The following is a 22,547-nucleotide window of genomic DNA, read 5'->3' as shown; positions in this document are numbered from 1 at the left end:
AACAAAAAAACAGGTAAGAAACAAATCATATCTGTCAAAACAGTAAAAAAAGTGCTATAATATCAAAACAGTAAAGGAGAACTAGCAAATGAAAAAGAAACTTGCAATCATTTTAATCACTGCGATGACAGTCGCAGGCATGACAACCGGGTGCGGGAACAAACTTGCCTTAACCGATGACAGTTTTACATTGGAGTTAGGTGACAGCCCGGAGAATCACACTGCATCTTATGTAGATGTGAAAGACGAAAAAGAATTAAACAAAATCAGCTTTGATTTTTCAAAGGTTGATACCATGAAAGTCGGAGAGTATGAAGCAGCCGCTTCGATCGGCAACACCAAAAAGACATTTCATATTGATGTTGAAGATACCACTGCTCCAAAAGCAGCTGCAAAAGCAGAAATCAAAACGGGTGTGAACATGCCAGTTTATGCAGAGGACATGATCGATTCGATCACCGAATTAAGCGGCAAGGTCAGCGTTACATTTAAAGACCACGCTTATACCGGAGAAGATCCAAAAGAAGCCGAAAAGAAAACAGAAGATACGAAAGCTACGGAAGCTGCAGAAAGCACAGAAAAGGCAGAGTCTACTAAAAAAGCAGAAGATACCGAAGCAGCAAAACAGACAGAGGAATCTACTGAAAAAACTGCTTCTAACGGCGCGAAGGAAGTGGTAACTCCGGAAATTGAGCGCGCCGCTGTATCCTATGATGCCGCAGGCGAATATGATAATACCATGATCTTATCGGATGCTTCCGGAAACAAATCCAACGTGGACGTACATATTGTAGTAAGCAATCTTCCAGTCATTAACGGCGCAACCGATATGCTTGTGGAGAAAGGTGCATCTGTTGATTACATGAATGGCGTATCTGCCGTGGACGGAGCAGGAAATGACATTACCGCAGGCGTTACCGTAGACAGTTCTAAAGTAGATGTAAACACTCCTGGCGACTATGAAGTTACCTACACAGCAGTAGATGCAGACGGGCTGACTGGTACTGCCACTGTAAAAGTAACCGTTGCAGAAAACATTGAAGAAACTGTAAATAACACAGACACTGCAGATGGATCTGCATCCGAAAAGAGAGTTACAACATCTTCCGGTACAGGCAAAGCAACTGATAAGAAAAACGAGATGAATCAGAAGCATGTAGAAGAACAGCAGGCTGCAGCGGAAGCATCCGCTCAGGCAGGAAACAACAGCAATGGCAATGGAAGTTCATCTTCTGGAAAGAAAAACAAAAACAGTGCGTCAAATGCAGGAAATGGCGGATCATCCGCAGGAAGCGCATCTTCTTCATCCGGTAATGGCGGAGAATCCAGTGCGCCGGCTCAGGAAGCACCAAGTCAGCCAAGTGCTCCGGCGCAGGAGAGCGCACCTTCTCAGGGACCTGCTACTTGCGATAAAGGAAGTGCGACAAATGGTGCATTAAACGGAGATCAGAAAGCGCATGTAGATGCGCTAGTAAACCAGTGGAGAACAAGTGGCGGTGATGATAATACATACTCTGATATGATTGGACAATATCTGCTTGAACAGGGAATTGATTGTTCTTATGGCGGATGCGAAAGTTCACGATTCTTGACAGGATCTTGGGAAGAAGCATGTTCAAGACAGAGAGAATCTGGCGGCGTATATAACTCTATGTACCTTTCTACAAACGGTGAATACCAGAATGGAGATTTAGTTTGCTATTTCTGGCAAGTTGATATTTATTAAATCATAATTACAGTTATTCAAAAGGAGAAAAGTGCTATGCTTTTCTCCTTTTTTCTTTTTCTTTTTTTAAATTATTTTCTAAAAATCTTCCTTTTTATCCATTATATTTACGTAAACAAATAAACAAAAAAGTGGAAAATTTATAATACCACACAGACACCAAAGTAAAAAAAAGGAGAAAAAATTTTATGAACAAGGAAGAAACAATCAGAACAGAAGAAATTAATGAAAGAAAAATCGCACCAGAAAAAATCGAAGAAATGGTGAAATCAGCAGCATACGATTATAAGGAAAATTATATCAAGGAAAGCAAAGGATATAATGCTTATACAGCAGTTATCACTCCGGAAATGGCAGAAACATTCCTGCAGAACAATATCAACAACAGAAAATTAAGTGCAAATCACGTCAAAGGGTATGAGGACCTGATGAAAAAAGGGAAATGGACACTTGGAAATGATGCAATCTGCTTCCGGGCGGATGGAGTACTGATTAATGGTCAGCACAGATTAGCAGCTATTCGCGAGTGCGGGATTCCACAGGTCTGTATCATTGCTTTGAACGCAGAGACAAATCCGAACATGGACCGAGGAAAAGGCAGATCAGACGCGGATAATCTGCGAATGGAAGGAAAGGTGATGGATGAACTTTGCGCAACAAAAACAACCGGCATGGTCAATTTCCTGCGCAAAGTCATGCATGATCCCACCTATACAAATTCTACAACTGCCAGTGGAACAGAAGATTTTCTGGTAGAATTTCAGGATAAGATTTCCGAAATGTACGAAAAAGTTGGAACAAGTGCTTCAAAAGGTTCCCTTTACAGCAATGCTCCAGTCCGGGCAGCATTTTTCATTGCTTATGTAAACGGAGTCCCTTGCGACGTCCTTTTGGAAATGAGAGAGGCTCTGAATGGTCAGGGAACTTATATTTCAACTGCTTTTTCGCAGGAACGTCTGCTTCCGGCATATTATCTCATGAAAGCATTGAGAGATAAAGACAAGGGAAGAATGGAAGCTTTCCTCAGAACTTTGTATGCAATCGACTGTGTAAACCGGAATCTGAAAAGAAAAAGCAACAAACCGATGGACAACATGATCTACGACTTTACGTTCAAGGGCAAATCGTTAAAAGAGATCATGAAAGAATCCAAAAAGGCAGAAAAGTAAAGAAAACGTATTTTCCCCTCCGGTTCAAAGAACCGGAGGTTTTCTTTAAAAATCTTCCTTTTTATCCATTATTATACGAAAAAGCAGGAAAGTGAAGGGGTAAGATGTTTACAGATATGGCAACAAATGGTATGATGGATATGAGAAATAGATAATTTCACGAAAATACATCGCGCATTTCGACACAATAAAACTACAAGATAACATAAAATCAATAATATCAATTATAACATAGGAGTACAAATGACCAATATTATTGATTTTTCGAAAGCTACATTACCAAGAGGTAGATTTATGAAGTACGAAAGATTAATTAATGAAATAAAAAATAAAAATAAAAATCATCATACATACACAGAAGCAGAAATAGCAGAAATTGCAACACAAATTTTGAACAATATAGATGGATATAATGAAGCGTGTTCAACTCCAATTATAAGAATAGCAAAAGACTTTGGGTTTAAAACATTTCAAGGGGAATTGGACGATGGCAAATCAGGAGATATTCATATAAATGGTAAAACAAAAGAACGATATGGGTTCGATAAAGTTATCTTAGTGAACAAAGAAGATGAATTCTTTCATCAACGATTTGTTGTAGCTCATGAATTAGGACATTACCTGTTTGGTTACTTAGGCAATGCAAATTATGATAACACAAATATAACATTCGATGAAACTTATATAAAAAATATGCATGATTCTGCAAAAGAAAAAACTGCAAATATTTTTGCTGCTGAGATTATGATGCCTGCAAAATCTTTTATTCATCAATATGAAGTGGCTGAAAAGGAAGGAAATGGAAATTATGTCTTTATTTTAATGTATTTGTCAAAATTCTTTCAAACATCTGTTAACTCAATTGAGAAAAGAATTTTGGAGGTTGCATTGTAATGTCTCTAAAGTCAAAGTACCATAGGGTAAATAATTCCAATTCATTATCGAATGCTTCGATTAGAAGTATGATGCTAAAAAGTAAAAGTGCAGTCACGCATAGTTCAGAAAGCATTAGACATAGCCGAAAATATTCAGAACTATTAGAAATTTATGTTAACTCTTTATATGAAAATGTAAGGTTAAAATTATATTTTAAACGATGGTTTTTCAGAATTACAATGGGAATTTTATTGTCGATCCTTATAATTTTCGTACTCGTAATGAAATATTCAATAAATACATTTAATAACTTTGATCATGTAAGTGATATTTCTTTGGAATCGATTTTAAGTACTATTTCGGTTGTTGTCCCCGCAGTGGTGTCACTTATTGTAGCTTTTATTGAAATTCCAAAAATTATTGCACAGTATCTATTCAACATTGAAGAAGATAACAATATGAATGCGATTATAAAAAATATTCAAGACTATGATTCTACGATGTTCGAAATGGAACATAAAATTGATCGTGTGATAGAAAAACAAGCTAATAATATTATTGATGAAGAAATAGAAGATATTCCAGAAGTAACAAATAAATAATTCCCCCTCCGGTTCTTTGAACCGGAGGTTTTTCTTTCATATTCTTTTTTCTTTTCTAAATTCCATATTTCTTTTGTAAAAAAACAAAACAGAAAAAAGGAGAAATGAATATGAGCAAAGTACATGGATACAAAGTGTTTCAATCGGATTGGTCTTGCAATCCAACAGGAAAGAACAGAAAACAGTATACCTGTCCAGGCAAATTTGAAGAAGAAGGAAAACTTGATATTTGTGGTCACGGTATGCACTTCTGTCAGACCGCTGCCGACTGCTTCAATTATTATGATTTTGACAGCTGCAATAAGGTTGCAGAAGTTATTGCTTATGGCAATGTTTTGACAGTTGGTGACAAGTCATGCACTGATAAATTGGAAATCGTGCGCGAAATCCCGTGGGATGAAGTGTTGCGAATTGTCAATATTGGAAAGAATTGCACCGGGAACGGAAACACCGGGAACAGGAACACTGGGAACAGGAACACTGGGAACAGGAACACTGGGAACTGGAACACTGGGAACAGAAACACCGGGGACAGGAACACTGGGAACAGGAACACCGGGAACAGGAACACTGGGGACTGGAACAAATCGTCTTTTAATACTGGTTGTTTCAATACAGAAGAACAGAAGATCATGCTGTTCAATAAGCCATCAGATATGACATATCGTGAATGGTTATATTCTGACGCAAGATATTTAATGAATCAGATACCAAAGAATGTTGTTGAATGGGTGTATGAAGAAGATATGACTGACCAAGAAAAGGCAGCACATCCAACCTATGAAACAACAGGCGGTTATCTCAAAGTGCTTGATAATTAGCCGCCGCACACTCGTGACTTTAGTCGTGAGTTAGGCGGCTCTTGGAAAGATAGAAAGGAGGTCTGCAGTATGCAGATGTATACCACATACCGTGTAAAAATCAAACAGTATAACAACATCTTTAAAGAGACTGTTGCCATATACCGGCATGCTGTGGACTATCTAATCACTGTCTGCCTGGAAAACTGGGAACCGGTCTCCGCTCTTACCGGCAGAAACAGATTTGCATATGTTGAGCACCTGGTCCATGCAACAAAGAACAACCCATGCCCGGCATATGATTTCGATGCTAAGTTTTACAAGATGCCAAGCTATTTGCGTCGTGGTGCAATTAATGAAGCCATTGGCAAGGTCTTTTCATACAAAAGCAATCTTGCGGACTGGAAGAAAAATCCAGTCGGCAGGAAGCCTTCCTATCCGAAAGCCGGATATGTGTATCCGTCCATGTACCGGACGGTCATGTATAACCAGACCGGTGATTATACTGCACAGATCAAGGTATATACCCGCAATACATGGGACTGGATCACCGTGGATCTGCGCAGGTCCGACATGGACTACATAGCGAAATACTGCCGTGACCGCAAGCAGTGTGCACCTACACTACAAAAACGCGGTAAAGAATGGTTCCTGGACTTTCCATTTGAGGAAAGATGCACACTTAACAATACCAGTGTGCATAACCAGACCATCGTTGCTGTAGACCTTGGCATAAACACTGCCACTACGGTAAGCGTGATGCAGAGCGATGGCACTATTCTCGGAAGACATTTTTGCAAGCTTCCGAAAGAAACAGACCATCTGACGCACAGTGTAAACCGTATCAAAAAGGCACAACAACACGGGAACTATAAGACTCCAAGACTGTGGGCAAAAGCCAAAGGTATCAACCATGATATTTCTGTAAAGACAGCTGAATTCATCATGGAAACTGCAGTTTCGTACAATGCAGATGTCATTGTATTCGAACACCTCGACAAGACTGGCAGGATCCGCGGCTCCAAAAAACAGCGCATCAAGCTCTGGCGCAGTCAGGAAGTCCAGTCTATAGTCACAAACAAGGCACACCGTATGGGTATCCGTGTCAGTTATATCTGCGCATGGGGAACATCTTCACTTGCCTACGATGGCTCTGGCAAGGTTTCCCGTGGCAGGGATGGAGGGTTTGACACCTATGAACTCTGTAGATTTCAGAATGGGAAAATATATAACTGTGATCTCTCGGCATCCTACAACATTGGCGCCAGATATTTCATACGGGAGATCTTAAAATCCGTGGATGAAAATTCACGGTTGCGTATTGAGGCAAAAGTTCCTCAATGCTGTAAGAGAAGCACCTGCACGTTCTCCACGTTAATTAGCTTAAATGCGGAGCTTGTGTCCGTAGCGGCATAAGTTTCTGAGTTTAAGCTGTATGGTGGAAACGCAGTTCCCGCCTTCTAAAAAGGCTACGTGTATCGCAGATACACTTATGGGAAGCACGCGACTTTAGTCGTGTGAGGCTTCACGAAAGACCAATGGGCAGAATATGGAAATGGAGAAGATAATATTTAGGATTTCATGAGTGTTATGATATCAGTTATGTTTGGCGCTTATCATAATTAAGAAATGGATATTTCATAAGGAGATGGTTATATGTTCCCGATTATAACAAACGAAAAACAGAAAGCATTTGAAGAAAACTGTATTAAAAATAAAGTTGGAAGCGATGAAAACGAATGCAAAATACCTTGTATATGTGGCTACTACGGTAGAGCTTGTAGGCGAATGAATGATAAGGCAGACAGATTTCTTTGTACAGGGTGTGCATTGGCAGAATTTAGCAAGTAAATGCGTGTTTCATTTGAATTAGAAAGGTAGGTAAAAATATATGAACGGAATGCAAATTTGGGAAGTAAATGGAATTGATGACTTAAAAGGCACTTGTTTTGCACAGTGTTCTACTAAAGAAAAGGCAGAAAAGGCAATGCAAATTCTTGAAGAAAACGGTTTTGAAGATATACTTGTGGTTGAACAAAGTAGCTTACGATTAGACCAGTTATTGATTGAAGATAAATTAATTCAACTGTAAAAGAAATTCGCATTTCTTTAGAAGATTGGAGGAATAAAATGAAATTTAATAAAGACGACAGAGTATTTCATAGAGGATTAAAAAGATATGGAATATATGTAGATGATGATTGGGCTTCCGATGATAGTTGTTATGTTAAGTTTGACAACGAGGATAATCCGGATGATGTATTGTGTGTATCGAAAAATTGGTTAGATAATAAAGTAAAGGAGAAATAAAAATGGGATTAGAAGAGATTTTAAAAGAACTTGGAGCAGACATTCCCTTTGATGAGAAAGGAGATCTAACTTCAAATGGAGCTGACGCATATGAGAAGTTAATCAATGTAGTAACAGGATTAAATAGTATTGGTGCTATTCAAGAGAAACCAGATGACATTGAAAGTTATTGTGATGAAATAGTGAGATTGGGATCTAATGAATCTAAGATTTCTTAGGAAGGAGTGAAGGGAAATGGCAAAATATACATGTAGCAAGACAAAGGATGAAATTCTTGAAATTATTGCAGAGGAATTTAGAAAAGTAAATAAAGATTATGACAATGCAATGCAGAACGACAATGATAAACTCAAAGAACGGAATCAGGGTAGATATGTAGCAATGTTTGATTTGTTACATAAGTTAGAAATTTATGAAAAGGAGTGAAGCGAAATGACAAGTATTGAAAAGTCAAAAGATGACGCACGGAACTTAAATGAACTCACGGATCACTTGATTAAGCTGATTGAATCGAATGACAAGCGGTTCTCATTTGAATTTTGTGCAGGTGGTACAATGGAGATTTACGACAAAGAAAAAGAAATCGGTTATGCAGTTCACATTGCACCGATTGAATATGATGAAGATGGAAATGCAATAAATTTATAGTAACCGCAAAGGCAGTTAGGAGTATAAATACCTAGCTGCCAATTTATTGCAAGAAACTGCTGTATAATGCCGGAATCTGATGATGACAAAGAAAAGCTGATCATGGCATGGAATAAAAGACCGAGGGACTGAATAATTCAGTCCCTTTTACTACTTTATTCAGCAACATTCTGTCCTGGAATAGTATTCTTTTCTGAAATATTCATTTATTTTTCAAAAATTATCATTTTTGCCCATTATAGATATAGTCAGATTATAAAGCACAGGAGGAAAGATGATGAATGCACTGGAAAGCGATTTTACAGTTGGATCCAGAGTGATGGTATACAATCCATATGGTTCATATGAATACGAATCGGAAGTAACAGGTATTACTCCTGCTGGAAAATATATAAAAGTAGGAAATTAGAGCATCTCCCTTATGACGATGACGGAGACAGTTACCTTCCAGGCGGATGTGCCGACAATCCAAATATATCTGATTTTACACTGTAGGTACAAGGCGGGCTTCGCCCGCCGGAAAAGGTCAGAAAAGTTGAGAAAAAGTTTTTATTTGTGTCAATGGAGTAATGGAGTGCGACCGTTTTGCTCCGGAATGAATATGATCTTATTGATCAAACAGGTATCACTCTAGCTGGGTGATATTTTTTTTATTCTCTTTATCTGTCTCCGCCGCACACAAACCGTATCACCTAGATGATATATCGTGCGGCGTTCGTCACTACCTTTCCTGATATTTTCCAGTTTTCCCATCCTTTCCTTGCAGGCTTATATGCGGTTTGTATCACCTAGCTGGTATGCCTGCAACACTCTGGGGCGGATATCCGTATCACCTAGTTGATATATTCCTCCGCCCCAGCACGGGGAGAACCCACCTATGATACGAATATGTATCACTTAGATGATACGGTTTTGCAGATTCCTGTTTCTCAGATAGTATCACTAAGATGATACATTCTGTACTGGGCGGAATATAGTAACAGTATCACTAAGGTGATACCGCCCAGTGTGCACGCAGATGCTTTTCGTATCACTAAGATGATATGATTTTGCGTGCGGGTGTATCTATATTCGTATCAGCAAGGTGGTACGTTTCGGTATCGGCAAGATGATACAGATAAGAAAAATGGAGAAAAGAATGGTATCAGTAAGATGATACTATCTTTTACACTGGTATCACCTTAATGGTACTGTTTCCTACGGTGTCCGTATCACCTAAATGATACAAGTACAGAAAAGGCAGGTAAAGTCGGTATCCAGCTCATGTGGTGATACCATACCCACACGGCGCGTGAGCTGGCGTGTGATACGGGGCGAAGCAACGGAAACTGCAGAAAATACGAGGAAAGGGATGCGGAGACGTGCGCCCACAGACGTTGATTCCTCTTATGCCATTACAGGGGCGCAAGGGAAACGAAGATAAGAAATGCGAAGGCAAGATAAACGCTGAAAAGGAATGCGAAGCACGTGCGTGCCGACTGGATTGCGGAGGGAAAGGAACTACGGGGAGGCACGGTTTATGGAAACCGAAGAAAAGAAGTGCGAGAATGTGTAACGTAACTACCGTTCGTTTAAACGGTATCGTTTTGAGTGGTATGTATTTTCTTTTTTCTTTTCTATTTTTTATGCCATATTAAAAGTGAAATTTCAGAAAGAGGTATTAATTATGGCAGAGAGAAATTGCTTCCGGGTGGTTCCGATCCGAACAAAAAGTACAATTATAAAAACAATGAAACATAATGAGAGAAAAGAAGGGGAGCAGACTGGAAAACATATTGATCAGAATCTTTCCCAATATAATAAAACTTTATATGGGACTGAAACCTGCGATCTATGGAGAGAGGTTGTAGAAGCAATTCAGGACAAAAGAGTAGATGAAGAAGAATGGCAGGACGTAAAAGATACTATTTACAAAAATGATCTGCGGTTTAAAGATGGGGATAAGATTCGAAAAGATGCGGTTCTTGCAGCAGAGATTGAGGTCCATTATCCAGGAGAAACAAAGAAAGATGAAAATGGCGTTTCCAGGCCAATAGATGAAAAACGATTTGCAGAGTGGGAAAAGGAAACGATTAAATTTATTAATGACAGGTTTGGGGGACCGCAGAAAACAAATGTAAAACAGATTGTAGAGCATATGGATGAAACCGGAAAGCCGCATTTGCATGCGGTATTTATCCCTATGTATACGGATAAAAAGGGACAGCAGCGCCTCAGTTATCACCAGTATATAAACGGCCCAAGGGATCTGGCAAATGTCCAGACAGATTATGCAAAATATGTAGAACACCTTGGCTTTGAACGTGGTTTGGAAAGTTCTGGTTATCAACGTGTTGAATCTTTAAAAAGAGCGAGATCTATTATGACTCAGAATGTCAATGCAACACTTCCTGCTCCGGAAAAAGGCGAATCTGCAAGAGATTATTGGGCGCGTGCAAATTCAGAATATGAAAAAGTCCTGGTGCAAAGAGATATTACAGAAATGAATAATAAGCATTTGTATAAAGAGCGAGAAAAATCAGCACAAAAGGATAAGAAAGTTCATGAACTGGAAGATCAGCTTCAGGAAACAATGAAAAATAATGTAGATATGCAGCAGCAGATCCGTGACCTTCAGCTTGAGCTTATGGAAAGTAAACGCGAAAAGGAGATGGAACGGATTGGAATGGAGTTATACGATGATAAGCAGATTCTTACAGAAGTGTACCAGCCACTAAAAGAACGTTTTATCAGGGAAGGCGAAGCTTATGCTATAGCACATGGTCTTATTTTGGATAAAGATAGGGAAGAAGAGAAAGAGATTAATTTGCAAAAATAAAAGCCATATTTTCTGAGGAGGTTTTTGAAATCTATCACAGAAATATGGGAGGTATCACTGTTGGATATCAGTAGTAATCAGGTTAGTGTGGATTTATTGCAATACGCAGTATCTGAGGGTATAATTGACGTATCATCTGTACTGACGAAGATTGAAAAAATGAAAAGACAGGAAATCTTAAACAAACATACTTACAAGATTTGGCAAGGAAAGGATGGCAGTTGGAAGACTCATTTACCAGATGGGAAAGGAGGGCGTAAACTTGTTAGCAAACGGAAAAGGGAAAAATTAGAAGAGACGATTATTGCATATTATAAGGAAGAAGCAGAGAATCCGACAGTAAAAGAAGTTTTTGACGAATGGAATGATCGGAGGTTGGAACTAAAAAAGATATCTCCGTCAACACATCTCAGAACGGTACAGTTTTTTGAACGTCATTTTATTCGTGATAAGGAAAAGATGGCAAATCAAAAAATAAAAGCTATATCAGCGATGGAATGGCAGGAATTTTTAGAAAAGCAGCTTGCACGGTATGACTTGACTGCTAAGGCCTTTTCCAGTCTTAAAGGAATTGTGAGAGGATTTTTAAAACGTGCTAAAAAGCGAGAACTGATACATTTTAGTGTTGATGAGATGCTGGAGGATCTGGATGTTTCGGAGCGAGAATTTAAAAGAGTGATTCATGAAGATTACGAAGAAGTGTACGACGAAGATGAGACGGAAAAGATGGTAACATATCTAAAAGATAATCTGGATGTACATAATATGGCAATATTGCTTATGTTTGCGACTGGTATGCGGATCGGTGAAATTGTTGCATTAAAACACGAAGATGTCGAAGATGGTTATATTAAGGTGCGTAGGACTGAAACACGTTATAAAGATGCAACTGGACATTATGTTACTACAATCAAAGATTATCCTAAAACAAAAGCAGGAGTACGAAATATTGTAATACCAGACGAAACAGGATGGATAGAGACAAAACTAAAGCTCCTGAACCCGTTTGGCGAATACATCTTCATCCAACCAAAAAATGGCGAACGAATGAAAGCGCAGGCTGTTCGCAGAAGATTGCAGCAATTATGTACAAAGCTTAAAATCTATCAAAAGTCTCCTCATAAAGTAAGGAAAACCTATGGTACGATTCTCATGGATGCGAATGCAGATGATAATCTTTTGTTGCAGCAGATGGGGCATGTGGATCGAAATGTATCGGAACGACATTATCATCGTAATCGAAAGAGTATTGAACAAAAACGAAAAATTTTAGAAAAAATCCCAGATTTAAGGGCAATTGCGAATGAAACAAAAGAAGCATAACCGGAAGCATGGTTAAACTTTTGGTTAAACTTTTTTTAAGCTATTAAAAGATAAGAATTCTGGCAATAAAAAAACACCGCAAAATGCGATGTTTCCTCGGGTTGGGCTGTTTATTAAAAATAACAGTCAGCAGTTCGTACGGGAATCGAACCCGTGATTCCGCCGTGAGAGGGCGGCGTCTTAACCGCTTGACCAACGAACCGTGTATTATAATATCATGTACAAATGAAAAAAGCAAGAGCTTTTTTATATATTTTTCAAGAAATCCTTGCAATGCGTATCGGATAGTGATATTATACTAATTGATAACACGATGACAAGATTGAGAGAGGGCAAAAGTCCTCTCTCAATTCATGTTTTGGCGAATTTATTTAGAAAAGAGGTGCTAGAGAATATGTCAAATGCAAGAGTATATGAAGCAAAAACAGAAGCTTTGATCACTCCGATCATTGAGCGGATGAAGTTTGAACTGGTGGATGTTGAGTATGTGAAGGAAGGAAGTACCTGGTATTTAAGGGCATACATTGATAAAGAAGGCGGAATTACAGTGAATGAATGTGCGGATGTCGCCAGAGAGATGAATGTTCTTTTGGATGAGGAAGATTTTATTCCGGATTCTTATGTGTTTGAAGTGAGTTCTCCAGGACTTGGACGCCCACTGAAAAAAGAGAAGGATTATGTCCGCAACATGGGAAAAGAAGTTGAAATCAGGACATATCGTGCAATTAACCGGAGTAAAGAGTTTTATGGACTGTTAAGAGCATACGATGAGCAGACAGTTACCATTGAGACAGAAGACGGCGAAGAGATGAGTTTCGATAAATCGGACATTGCGTTAATTCGTCAGGCAATACATTTTTAGCGTAAGATAACAATATAGGAGGATAAGATAATGAATAATGAGTTATTAGAAGCGTTAAATATACTAGAACAGGAAAAGAACATCAGCAAGGATACTCTGTTAGAAGCAATTGAGAACTCTCTTGTTACAGCCTGCAAAAACAATTTCGGAAAATCCGATAATGTTAAGGTTGTCATTGATCCTGAAACATGTGAGTTCCATTGCTATCAGGAGAAGACAGTTGTAGAGAATGTGGAAGATCCTGTAATGGAGATTTCGCTTCCAAATGCACAGATGATCAATTCAAAGTACGAATTAGGTGATGTCGTACAGGTTGAAGTAAAATCCAAAGAGTTTGGAAGAATTGCAACACAGAATGCCAAAAACGTAATTCTTCAGAAGATCAGGGAAGAAGAACGTAAAGTGATCTATGATGAGTATTACAGTAAAGAAAAAGACGTTGTTACCGGTGTTGTTCAGCGTTATGTTGGCAAAAATGTAAGCATTAACCTCGGTAAGGCTGACGCTTTGCTTACAGAGAGCGAGCAGATCAAAGGAGAGGTATTCCAGCCGACCGAGCGTATCAAGGTTTATATTGTTGAAGTGAAATCCACTCCGAAGGGACCAAAGATTCTTGTTTCCAGAACACATCCGGAACTTGTAAAACGCCTTTTTGAATCTGAAGTGACAGAAGTAAAAGACGGAATCGTTGAGATCAAGGCAATTTCCCGTGAAGCAGGAAGCAGAACCAAGATCGCAGTATGGTCCAATGACCCGGATGTTGATCCGGTCGGTGCATGTGTCGGTATGAACGGAGCACGTGTAAACGCGATCGTTAATGAGCTTCGTGGTGAGAAAATTGATATTATTACATGGGATGAGAATCCTGCAATTCTGATCCAGAATGCATTAAGTCCTGCAAAAGTAATTTCAGTTATTGCTGACGCAGATGAAAAATCAGCAAAAGTTGTTGTCCCGGATTATCAGCTTTCACTTGCAATCGGTAAGGAAGGTCAGAATGCACGTCTTGCTGCACGTCTTACCGGATTTAAGATCGACATCAAGAGTGAGTCAAAAGCCCGTGAGGATGGAGATTTCATGGACTATGAGAATGACTACGAAGATGAAGAGTATTACGAAGACGAGGAATACAGCGAGGATGCTCAGGCAGATGAAGAAACATTTGCAGAAAATGAGACAGCTGCAGGTAGTGAAGAGGAATAAAAATGAACAGTAAAAAGATTCCTATGCGTCAATGTGTTGGATGCGGTGAGATGAAAGCAAAGAAGGAACTGATTCGTGTGATCAAGACTCCGGAAGAAGATGTTGTACTGGATACAACAGGCCGGAAGAACGGACGTGGTGCGTATATCTGTCCGGATCCGGAATGCTTAAAGAAAGCACGTAAGTCCAAGGGACTGGAAAGATCCCTTAAGACCGCAATTCCGGCAGAAGTGTATGAGAATCTCGAAAAGGAGATGGAAACACTTGCAAAATAAGGCATTATCCATGCTGGGACTTGCAGCAAAATCGGGACATGTGGCCAGCGGAGAATTTTCTACGGAGAAGGCAGTAAAGAGTGGGAAGGCATTTTTGGTAATTGTTTCAGAAGAAGCATCTGAAAATACAAGAAAAATGTTCCGGAATATGACGGATTTTTATTATGTTCCAATGTATATATTTGGAACGAAAGAAGAACTGGGACATTACATTGGCAAAGAATTTCGTGCTTCTCTTGCAATTACAGATGAAAATCTTGCAAAAGCAGTAGAAAAGAAATTGGAAACCTATAAAACTGAATAACGGAGGAAACGTAATATATGGCAAAGATCAGAGTTCATGAACTTGCAAAAGAATTAGATATAAAATCACAGGATATTATAGACATGCTCAGTACAACGGAATATGCAGTAAAAGGAGCAACCAGCGGTGTGGAAGATGCAGCTGCAGCTATGGTACGTAAAAAGTACACAAAAGCTCCGGTAAAAAGCAAAACAGCAGCTCCGGCAAAAACTACTGAAAAAGAGCAGAAAACAACAGAAAAAGACGGAGTAGAACGTCCAAAGAAGAAATCAAGCATTTCTGCAGTATTTAATGCGCAGTACAGTAAGCAGCAGAGACGCCCTGGACAGAATAATAACCAGCAGAGAAATGGCAATCGTAACAACGACCGAAATAATGACCGCAACGGAGAGCGCGGAGGAAGAAGAGATAATTCCAATACGTACTCCAATCCGGCAAGTCATATTATCCGTCCGCGTCCGGTTGGAGAACGTGCAATGAGACCAATCAGTGAAAGAACCGCTGGCAATAATGACAATCAGGCAGAGACACGTCCGGTACGCACTCAGGAGGAAAGAGGCCAAAGACCTCAGAATGACAGAGGAAACGGCAGACCTCAGAACGACAGAAATAATAACCGCGGTGATCGCAACAATGGATATAATAACCGTAATAATGATCGTAATAACGACAGAGGAAATGGTTATAATAATAACCGCGGCAATGACCGTGGAAACGGCAATTATAATAACCGCAATAACGGTTCAGGCAATCGTTTCAACAATAATGACCGCAACAATTCGCGTGGACGTTTCGATAAGGAAATGGATAAATTCAACAAGGAGGCAGCTTCTGTTGAAGATGTAAGAGGCAAGGAAAGCCGTGATCGTGGAAACAACCGCAACAATAACAAACATCAGGATCATGATAAACTCGGTAAACGTCAGGAAAATTATGTAAATCTTGAAAAGCACGGCGGAAGAAAGAAACCTCAGCAGCAGCCACAGCAGCCAAAAGAGGATGAAGATGTAATCAAGACAATTACGCTTCCGGAAAAACTGATGATCCGTGAACTTGCTGACAAGATGAAGATCCAGCCTTCGGTTATCGTTAAGAAACTGTTCTTAAAAGGACAGATGGTAACGGTAAACCAGGAAGTGGATTTTGAAACAGCAGAAGAGATTGCACTGGAGTTTAATTACATCTGTGAGCCGGAAGTAAAAGTTGATGTGATCGCAGAACTTCTGAAAGAGGATGAAGAACCGGAAGACAAAATGGTTCCACGTCCACCGGTTGTCTGTGTTATGGGTCATGTTGACCATGGTAAAACATCTCTGTTGGATGCAATCCGCTCGACAAGAGTGACAGACCGCGAGGCTGGTGGTATTACACAGCACATCGGTGCATCAGTTGTTGAGATCAATGGTCAGACGATCACATTCTTAGACACTCCTGGACATGAAGCGTTTACCGCAATGCGTATGCGTGGTGCAAATGCAACAGATATTGCAATCCTGGTTGTTGCAGCAGACGATGGTGTTATGCCACAGACAGTTGAGGCAATTAACCATGCCAAGGCTGCAGGGGTTGAGATTATTGTTGCTGTAAACAAGATTGATAAGCCAAGTGCGAATATTGATAAAGTAAAACAGGAACTTTCCGAGTATGAACTGATTCCGGAAGACTGGGGTGGAAGCACAATCTTCTGTCCGGTATCTGCACATACACATGAAGGTATCGAGAATCTGTTAGAGATGATTCTGTTAACAGCAGAAGTACTGGAGTTAAAAGCCAATCCAGACCGTAATGCAAGAGGTCTTGTTGTTGAGGCCCAGCTTGATAAGGGACGTGGTTCTGTTGCAACTGTTCTTGTACAGAAAGGTACATTGCATGTAGGAGATCCAATTGCATGTGGAAGCAGCTATGGTAAAGTACGTGCGATGATCGATGATAAGGGAAGAAGAGTAAAAGAAGCTGGCCCATCTACTCCGGTAGAGATCCTTGGACTGAATAATGTTCCGGATGCCGGTGAGACATTCGTAGCAACCGATTCAGATAAAGAAGCAAAAGCCTTTGCTGATACCTATATTGCTGAAGGCAAGAATCGACTGATTGAAGAGACAAAATCCAAGATGTCTCTGGATGACCTGTTCTCTCAGATCCAGTCTGGTAATATGAAAGAACTTGACATTATTGTAAAAGCGGATGTACAGGGATCTGTTGAGGCCGTAAAACAGTCACTTGTAAAACTTTCCAATGACGAAGTTGTTGTCAAGGTAATCCATGGTGGAGTTGGTGCAATCAACGAATCCGACGTTATTCTTGCTTCTGCATCTAATGCAATCATTATCGGATTTAATGTTCGTCCGGATCCGGTTGCAAAAGTTACTGCAGACAGAGAAGGCGTAGATGTAAGATTATACAAAGTTATCTACAACGCAATCGAAGATGTGGAAGCTGCCATGAAGGGTATGTTAGATCCGATCTTCGAGGAGCAGGTAATCGGTCATGCTGAGATCAGACAGATCTTCAAAGCTTCCGGAGTTGGTAATATTGCCGGTTCCTATGTTCTGGATGGTAAATTCGAAAGAGGATGCAGCGTACGTATCAGCAGAGAAGGAACACAGATCTTTGAAGGCGCTTTAGCATCATTAAAGAGATTTAAAGATGACGTTAAGGAAGTAAAAGCCGGATTTGAGTGTGGTCTTGTATTCGAAGGATTTAACGATATCCAGGAACTTGATGTTGTAGAAGCTTATAAGATGGTAGAAGTACCAAGATAGAAAGCAGGAATCAGATGAGAAAAAACAGCATTAAAAATATTCGTGTAAACGAAGAAGTACACCGCGAACTGAGTAATATCATTCGCGGTGAGATCAAGGATCCACGGATCAACCCGATGACAAGCGTGGTTGCAGTGGAAGTCGCTCCGGATTTGAAGACGGCAAAAGCATATATCAGTGTCCTTGGAGATGAACAGTCTCAGAAAGATACACTTGCCGGACTTCGTTCCGCAGAGGGATTTATCCGTGTGAAACTGGCGAAATCCATTAATTTAAGAAATACGCCGGAAATCAAATTTATCCTTGATCAGTCAATTGAATATGGTGTAAACATGTCGAAAAAAATTGATGATGTTACAAAAGATATCAAAGAGGACTAGAAAATGACAAATCTTGATGAAGTGATTCAGGGAATGCATTCGATTGGAATCGCAGGACATGTAAGACCGGACGGGGACTGTGTTGGTTCCTGTCTGGGAGTATATAATTATATCCGAACATATTATCCGGATATTGATGTGTGTATTTATCTTGAGCCAATTCCGAATATTTTTAAATTTATGAATGATTCATTCCAAATACGCAGTGAATATACAGATGAGATTATATTTGATCTTTTTATTGCGCTGGACTGCGGGGATGCCGGAAGACTGGGAGAAGCCAATAAGTACTTTGAATCTGCACGTCATACCGTATGTATCGATCATCATTTGAGTAATCAGTCTTTTGCGGAACAGAATTACATTTTCCCGGAGGCAAGCTCGGCAAGTGAACTTGTGTTTGAACTGCTCGATCCTGAGAAGATTACAAAAGAGATTGCAGAATGCCTTTACACAGGCATTGTGCATGATACCGGAGTATTCCAGTATTCCTGTACTTCGGCAAAGACCATGAATATTGCCGGAATTCTTATGGATAAGGGAATTGATTATTCCAGAATTATCGATGAGACTTTTTATGCGAAAACATTTGAACAGAATCAGGTGCTTGGGTATGCATTGTTAAACAGCCGGCTTTATCTGGATGGAAAGGTGATTGCAAGCTGTGTGACAGATGAGGTAATGCACACATATCATGTGCTTCCAAAACATCTGGACGGAATTGTCAGCCAGCTGCGCGTAACCAAAGGGGTTGAAGTTGCCATTTTCCTTTATCAGACTGGTGACAACAGCTTTAAAGTGAGCACAAGGGCAAGTGGCGATGTGAATCTTGCAGAGATTGCCATGAAATTTGGAGGCGGCGGTCATGCAAAAGCTGCCGGATTTTCAATGGATGGTGATCCGGAACAGATCATTGGACTTATCAATGAAGAAATTAAAAAACAACTATAGGAATGAAAAATGGTTAGCGGAATCATAAATGTATATAAAGAAAAAGGATTTACATCCTTTGACGTTGTGGCAAAGATGCGTGGTATTTTTCATCAGAAAAAAATCGGACACACAGGCACGCTTGACCCGGATGCGGAAGGGGTTCTTCCTGTCTGCCTGGGAAAAGCGACCAAAGTGTGTGATCTGCTCACCGAAAAGGACAAGGTGTATGAGACAGTTCTTTTACTTGGAACAGACACGGATACACAGGATATTTCGGGAACAATCCTGAATTCTTCGAGCGTAGATGTGACAGAGGAACAGGTGAGAAAAGTAATTGCTTCTTACATCGGAGCGTATGATCAGATACCACCAATGTATTCTGCCCTTAAAATAAATGGACAGAAGTTGTGTGATCTTGCCAGAAAAGGAATTACGGTTGAACGTAAAGCGAGACCTGTAACCATATATGAAATTGAGATTCTGGGTATGGATCTTCCAGAAGTACATATGCGCGTGCATTGTTCCAAGGGAACTTATATAAGGACACTTTGCCATGATATTGGACAGACACTTGGCTGTTATGGCTGTATGAAGTCTTTAATACGGACAAAAGTAGCTGGATTTACGCTGGATAAGGCGTTGCATTTATCAGAAGTGGAGAAAGCAGTGAAAAAATTGTCGGCTGCGGCACCACCTGAAACATGGAACTATGAAACATTTCGGGAATTACTTTATCCGGTAGATTATGTGTTTGACCGATATCCTGAGATAACCGTGTTAAAAGAGGCAGAAAAACCATTGATCAATGGCAACCGGATATCTGCGGAATTTGTCAAAGAACAACCGGAACATACTGCAGAATTATACAGACTTTATGATTGGAATCAGAAATTTATCGGCTTATATGAATGGCAGAAAATGACGAATGAATATAAACCGGTAAAATTGTTTATGGAATAATATGAAATATATAAGAGATACGCTTGATTTTAGTGTGAAAGAGCCATCCGCGATCACACTCGGAAAGTTTGACGGACTTCACAGAGGACACGAGCTTCTGATGGAAAATCTGCTGAATCAGAGTGCCGAGAACGGATATCGCTCCATTGTCTTTACCTTTGACATTCCACCGACTCGAAAAACGGGAAAAGTGGAAGCACAGGTCCTTACAACAAATGAAGAAAAATATCATATTTTTGAAGAGACAGGAGTCGATTATCTGATTGAATGTCCCTTTACAAACGAAGTGATGTGCATGGAACCTGAGAAGTTTGTGCGCTGGATTGTATCGGCGCTTCATGTAAAATGCATGATCGTCGGAAAAGATTTTCATTTCGGACACAACAGAGGCGGCGATTACAGACTTCTGGAAAAGCTTTCAGGGGAGTTGGGATATCGTGTTATCGTTTTAGAGAAAATACAGGAAGATGGACGGGATATCAGCAGCACATTTGTGAGGGAAGAAATAAAAAAAGGTGCAATTGAAAAAGCAAATCATCTGCTCGGATATGAATTTTTTGTAAAATCCAGGGTGATTCATGGAAAACAGATTGGACGAACCATAGGAATTCCAACGATTAACATGACACTTCCACCGGAGAAGATCCTCCCGCCAAACGGAGTGTACATAACCCGGGTGATTATTGGGGAACAGTGGTATCAGGGAGTCTCCAATGTCGGGTGTAAACCAACAATTGCAGGAAACAATCCGATCGGAATAGAAACCTATATTATTGACTTTTGTCAGAACTTGTATGATAAAATTGTGACGATACAGTTTCTTCACTATATCAGACCAGAAATGAAATTTGATTCAATTGATGATTTAAAGCATCAGATGAATTGTGACATTGCCAAAGCAGAGAACTATTTCTCTAAAAAGGAGTAGACATGGACTTGTTTTTTAATTTAGTAGCTGGATTAGGATTATTTTTATTTGGAATGAACTTCATGAGTCAGGGTATGCAAAAGGCCGCCGGAACAAAAATGCGTGGTCTGATTGATGCCATGACAAAGAACAAATTTATTGCTGTTGTATTTGGTGCGATATTTACTGCTGTGATTCAGTCATCCGGAGCAACAACGGTTATGGTTGTCAGTTTTGTAAATGCCGGATTAATGTCTCTGGAACAGTCAGTTGGAATTATTTTTGGTGCCAATATCGGTACAACGATCACTGCACAACTTGTTTCGTTAAAACTCACAGCGATTGCACCGTATATCTTGCTGATCGGTTCCGTTATGATGGTATTTTTCAAAAAACCGGAAGTGAAGAAGATTGGTGAGATCGTTCTTGGATTTGGATGTCTGTTTCTGGGTATTTTCCTGATGACAGCCGCGATGGATTCTTTGAAAGAATTCCCAAGTGTTTTAGACACACTTGCCAAACTAAGTAACCCATTCCTTGGAATTCTTTTAGGATTCGTGATCACTGCAATCCTTCAGAGTTCTTCTGTTACGGTCAGCATTATTCTTATGATGGCAGGACAGGGGTTAATCGGACTTCCAATCTGTCTGTTTTTTATTCTGGGATGTAATATTGGTTCCTGTACACCGGCGGTGCTTGCGAGTCTGAGTGGAAATAAGGATTCTAAGAGAGCAGCACTCATTCATGTGATGTTCAATGTGTTTGGTATGATTATTCTTGGAATTATTCTGCTCCTGGGAATGGATGCGGTATTAAAGCTTCTTTATGCTATTTCCGGAAGCAGCATCAACCGTTGTGTGGCCAATGCGGATACATTGTTTAAAGTGTTCCAGACGGTCATCTTTTTCCCGGTTTCCCATTGGTTTATTAAACTGGCCAATATGATTATTCCTGGTGATGACAAAGTGGACAGCGAGTATCATTTACAGTACATCGGCATGAAAAAGACTTTCGTGCCGGCAACAGCTGCTGTAGAAGCAATTCATGAGATCAATCGTATGGGTAATCTTGCAATCGATAATTTAAATCATGCAATGGAAGCGTTCTTTGAAGAAGATGAAGAAAAACTGGCAGGTGTTTATGAACAGGAACATCTGATTGACTTCTTAAATGACGAGATCACCAATTATCTGGTGCGGCTTGTTCAGTATGAACTGCCAACAGAAGATTCTGAACGTATCGGAAGTCTTTTCCATGTGGTAAGCGACATTGAGCGAATCGGTGATCATGCCGAGAACATTGCAGATGCTGCAACACAGCGTTACCGGGATAAGATTGAATTCTCCAAAAAGGCAGACCGGGAACTTCTGGAAATGTATACCGAGGTCGTAGATCTTCTGAAAAAGGCATTAGCGATGTTTACAACGGGAAATGCATCTGCGCTGGATGAAATTGTCAGTGAAGAAAATGATATTGACCATATGGAAAGAACACTCCAGAAAAATCATGTCAAGAGAATGGCAAAAGGAAAATGTTCTCCGGTTGCAGGCATGATGTTTACGGATCTGATTTCCGGACTTGAGAGAATTGGAGATCATTCTACGAACATTGCATATTCTATTCTGGAAAGTGATCCGGATGAGGATGAAGAAACTGTATCATAAATATTACAAAGATGTTACGAATGTG

General features: G+C 39.9%; 24 protein-coding genes and 1 tRNA gene. 24 read left to right on the top strand and 1 reads right to left on the bottom strand.

Annotated elements, in window-relative coordinates; all coding sequences use genetic code 11:
• Positions 1–88: 88 nt before the first annotated feature.
• The 14 genes from FYJ75_RS03425 to FYJ75_RS03365 all read left to right on the top strand — a co-directional run bounded on the left by FYJ75_RS03425 (position 89) and on the right by FYJ75_RS03365 (position 12,272).
• On the top strand, positions 89–1,726 hold the full coding sequence (locus FYJ75_RS03425) for an immunoglobulin-like domain-containing protein (RefSeq protein WP_154428866.1): 1,638 nt from the start codon (positions 89–91) through the stop codon (positions 1,724–1,726).
• A 188-nt stretch (positions 1,727–1,914) separates the two neighbouring features.
• On the top strand, positions 1,915–2,895 hold the full coding sequence (locus tag FYJ75_RS03420; RefSeq protein ID WP_154428864.1) for a hypothetical protein: 981 nt from the start codon (positions 1,915–1,917) through the stop codon (positions 2,893–2,895).
• A 294-nt stretch (positions 2,896–3,189) separates the two neighbouring features.
• Positions 3,190–3,789: an ImmA/IrrE family metallo-endopeptidase gene (locus tag FYJ75_RS03415; protein WP_195838932.1), complete on the top strand. Its 600-nt coding sequence runs from the start codon at positions 3,190–3,192 to the stop codon at positions 3,787–3,789.
• On the top strand, positions 3,789–4,373 hold the full coding sequence (locus FYJ75_RS03410; RefSeq protein ID WP_154428860.1) for a hypothetical protein: 585 nt from the start codon (positions 3,789–3,791) through the stop codon (positions 4,371–4,373). The genes FYJ75_RS03415 and FYJ75_RS03410 overlap by 1 nt, the downstream gene beginning before the upstream one ends.
• A gap of 110 nt (positions 4,374–4,483) precedes the next feature.
• Positions 4,484–5,194, top strand: a complete 711-nt coding sequence (locus FYJ75_RS03405; protein ID WP_154428858.1) for a pentapeptide repeat-containing protein — start codon at positions 4,484–4,486, stop codon at positions 5,192–5,194.
• A 69-nt stretch (positions 5,195–5,263) separates the two neighbouring features.
• Positions 5,264–6,589, top strand: coding sequence for an IS200/IS605 family accessory protein TnpB-related protein (locus FYJ75_RS03400; protein ID WP_154428856.1), 1,326 nt, complete (start codon positions 5,264–5,266; stop codon positions 6,587–6,589).
• Positions 6,590–7,064: 475 nt separating this feature from the next.
• A complete protein-coding gene (locus tag FYJ75_RS03395) occupies positions 7,065–7,265 on the top strand; it encodes a hypothetical protein (RefSeq protein WP_154428854.1) in 201 nt (66 codons plus the stop codon).
• A gap of 38 nt (positions 7,266–7,303) precedes the next feature.
• Entirely contained in the window at positions 7,304–7,483 is a 180-nt protein-coding gene (locus FYJ75_RS03390; RefSeq protein ID WP_154428852.1) for a hypothetical protein, read from the top strand.
• 2 nt (positions 7,484–7,485) lie between these two features.
• Entirely contained in the window at positions 7,486–7,701 is a 216-nt protein-coding gene (locus FYJ75_RS03385) for a hypothetical protein (RefSeq protein WP_154428850.1), read from the top strand.
• Between the two features lie 16 nt (positions 7,702–7,717).
• Positions 7,718–7,909 (top strand): hypothetical protein, encoded by a 192-nt coding sequence (locus FYJ75_RS03380; RefSeq protein ID WP_154428848.1) that lies wholly within the window; start codon positions 7,718–7,720, stop codon positions 7,907–7,909.
• A 6-nt stretch (positions 7,910–7,915) separates the two neighbouring features.
• A complete protein-coding gene (locus FYJ75_RS03375) occupies positions 7,916–8,131 on the top strand; it encodes a hypothetical protein (protein WP_154428846.1) in 216 nt (71 codons plus the stop codon).
• Positions 8,132–8,408: 277 nt separating this feature from the next.
• Positions 8,409–8,540 (top strand): hypothetical protein, encoded by a 132-nt coding sequence (locus FYJ75_RS14585; RefSeq protein WP_268878577.1) that lies wholly within the window; start codon positions 8,409–8,411, stop codon positions 8,538–8,540.
• A gap of 1,257 nt (positions 8,541–9,797) precedes the next feature.
• Positions 9,798–10,949, top strand: a complete 1,152-nt coding sequence (locus FYJ75_RS03370) for a plasmid recombination protein (protein WP_154428844.1) — start codon at positions 9,798–9,800, stop codon at positions 10,947–10,949.
• A 60-nt stretch (positions 10,950–11,009) separates the two neighbouring features.
• Positions 11,010–12,272 (top strand): tyrosine-type recombinase/integrase, encoded by a 1,263-nt coding sequence (locus FYJ75_RS03365; RefSeq protein ID WP_235906993.1) that lies wholly within the window; start codon positions 11,010–11,012, stop codon positions 12,270–12,272.
• Between the two features lie 130 nt (positions 12,273–12,402).
• Here FYJ75_RS03365 and FYJ75_RS03360 read toward each other — a convergent pair.
• Positions 12,403–12,474 (bottom strand) — tRNA-Glu (locus tag FYJ75_RS03360).
• A 192-nt stretch (positions 12,475–12,666) separates the two neighbouring features.
• On the opposite strand from FYJ75_RS03360, the gene rimP reads away from it, so the two are divergent.
• The 10 genes from rimP to FYJ75_RS03310 are packed head-to-tail and all read left to right on the top strand — an operon-like array spanning position 12,667 to position 22,522.
• Positions 12,667–13,134 (top strand): ribosome maturation factor RimP, encoded by a 468-nt coding sequence (gene rimP, locus FYJ75_RS03355; RefSeq protein WP_154428842.1) that lies wholly within the window; start codon positions 12,667–12,669, stop codon positions 13,132–13,134.
• Positions 13,135–13,164: 30 nt separating this feature from the next.
• Positions 13,165–14,337: a transcription termination factor NusA gene (gene nusA, locus FYJ75_RS03350; protein WP_154428840.1), complete on the top strand. Its 1,173-nt coding sequence runs from the start codon at positions 13,165–13,167 to the stop codon at positions 14,335–14,337.
• A 2-nt stretch (positions 14,338–14,339) separates the two neighbouring features.
• Complete coding sequence (rnpM, locus tag FYJ75_RS03345) at positions 14,340–14,612, top strand: RNase P modulator RnpM (RefSeq protein ID WP_154428838.1); 273 nt, start codon at positions 14,340–14,342, stop codon at positions 14,610–14,612.
• A gap of 10 nt (positions 14,613–14,622) precedes the next feature.
• Entirely contained in the window at positions 14,623–14,916 is a 294-nt protein-coding gene (locus FYJ75_RS03340; protein ID WP_154428897.1) for a L7Ae/L30e/S12e/Gadd45 family ribosomal protein, read from the top strand.
• A gap of 17 nt (positions 14,917–14,933) precedes the next feature.
• Positions 14,934–17,678 (top strand): translation initiation factor IF-2, encoded by a 2,745-nt coding sequence (infB, locus tag FYJ75_RS03335; RefSeq protein WP_154428836.1) that lies wholly within the window; start codon positions 14,934–14,936, stop codon positions 17,676–17,678.
• A gap of 14 nt (positions 17,679–17,692) precedes the next feature.
• On the top strand, positions 17,693–18,058 hold the full coding sequence (gene rbfA, locus FYJ75_RS03330) for a 30S ribosome-binding factor RbfA (protein ID WP_154428835.1): 366 nt from the start codon (positions 17,693–17,695) through the stop codon (positions 18,056–18,058).
• A 3-nt stretch (positions 18,059–18,061) separates the two neighbouring features.
• Positions 18,062–19,009 (top strand): DHH family phosphoesterase, encoded by a 948-nt coding sequence (locus tag FYJ75_RS03325; RefSeq protein WP_154428833.1) that lies wholly within the window; start codon positions 18,062–18,064, stop codon positions 19,007–19,009.
• A 9-nt stretch (positions 19,010–19,018) separates the two neighbouring features.
• A complete protein-coding gene (gene truB / locus FYJ75_RS03320) occupies positions 19,019–19,951 on the top strand; it encodes a tRNA pseudouridine(55) synthase TruB (protein ID WP_154428831.1) in 933 nt (310 codons plus the stop codon).
• Position 19,952: 1 nt separating this feature from the next.
• Positions 19,953–20,879 (top strand): bifunctional riboflavin kinase/FAD synthetase, encoded by a 927-nt coding sequence (locus tag FYJ75_RS03315; RefSeq protein ID WP_154428830.1) that lies wholly within the window; start codon positions 19,953–19,955, stop codon positions 20,877–20,879.
• Positions 20,880–20,881: 2 nt separating this feature from the next.
• A complete protein-coding gene (locus FYJ75_RS03310; RefSeq protein ID WP_154428828.1) occupies positions 20,882–22,522 on the top strand; it encodes a Na/Pi cotransporter family protein in 1,641 nt (546 codons plus the stop codon).
• The last annotated feature ends 25 nt before the right edge of the window (positions 22,523–22,547 follow it).

The sequence above is a fragment of the Roseburia porci genome, assembly GCF_009695765.1.
Classification (GTDB): domain Bacteria; phylum Bacillota; class Clostridia; order Lachnospirales; family Lachnospiraceae; genus Roseburia; species Roseburia porci.
This window is presented reverse-complemented; position numbering and strand designations above follow the sequence as displayed.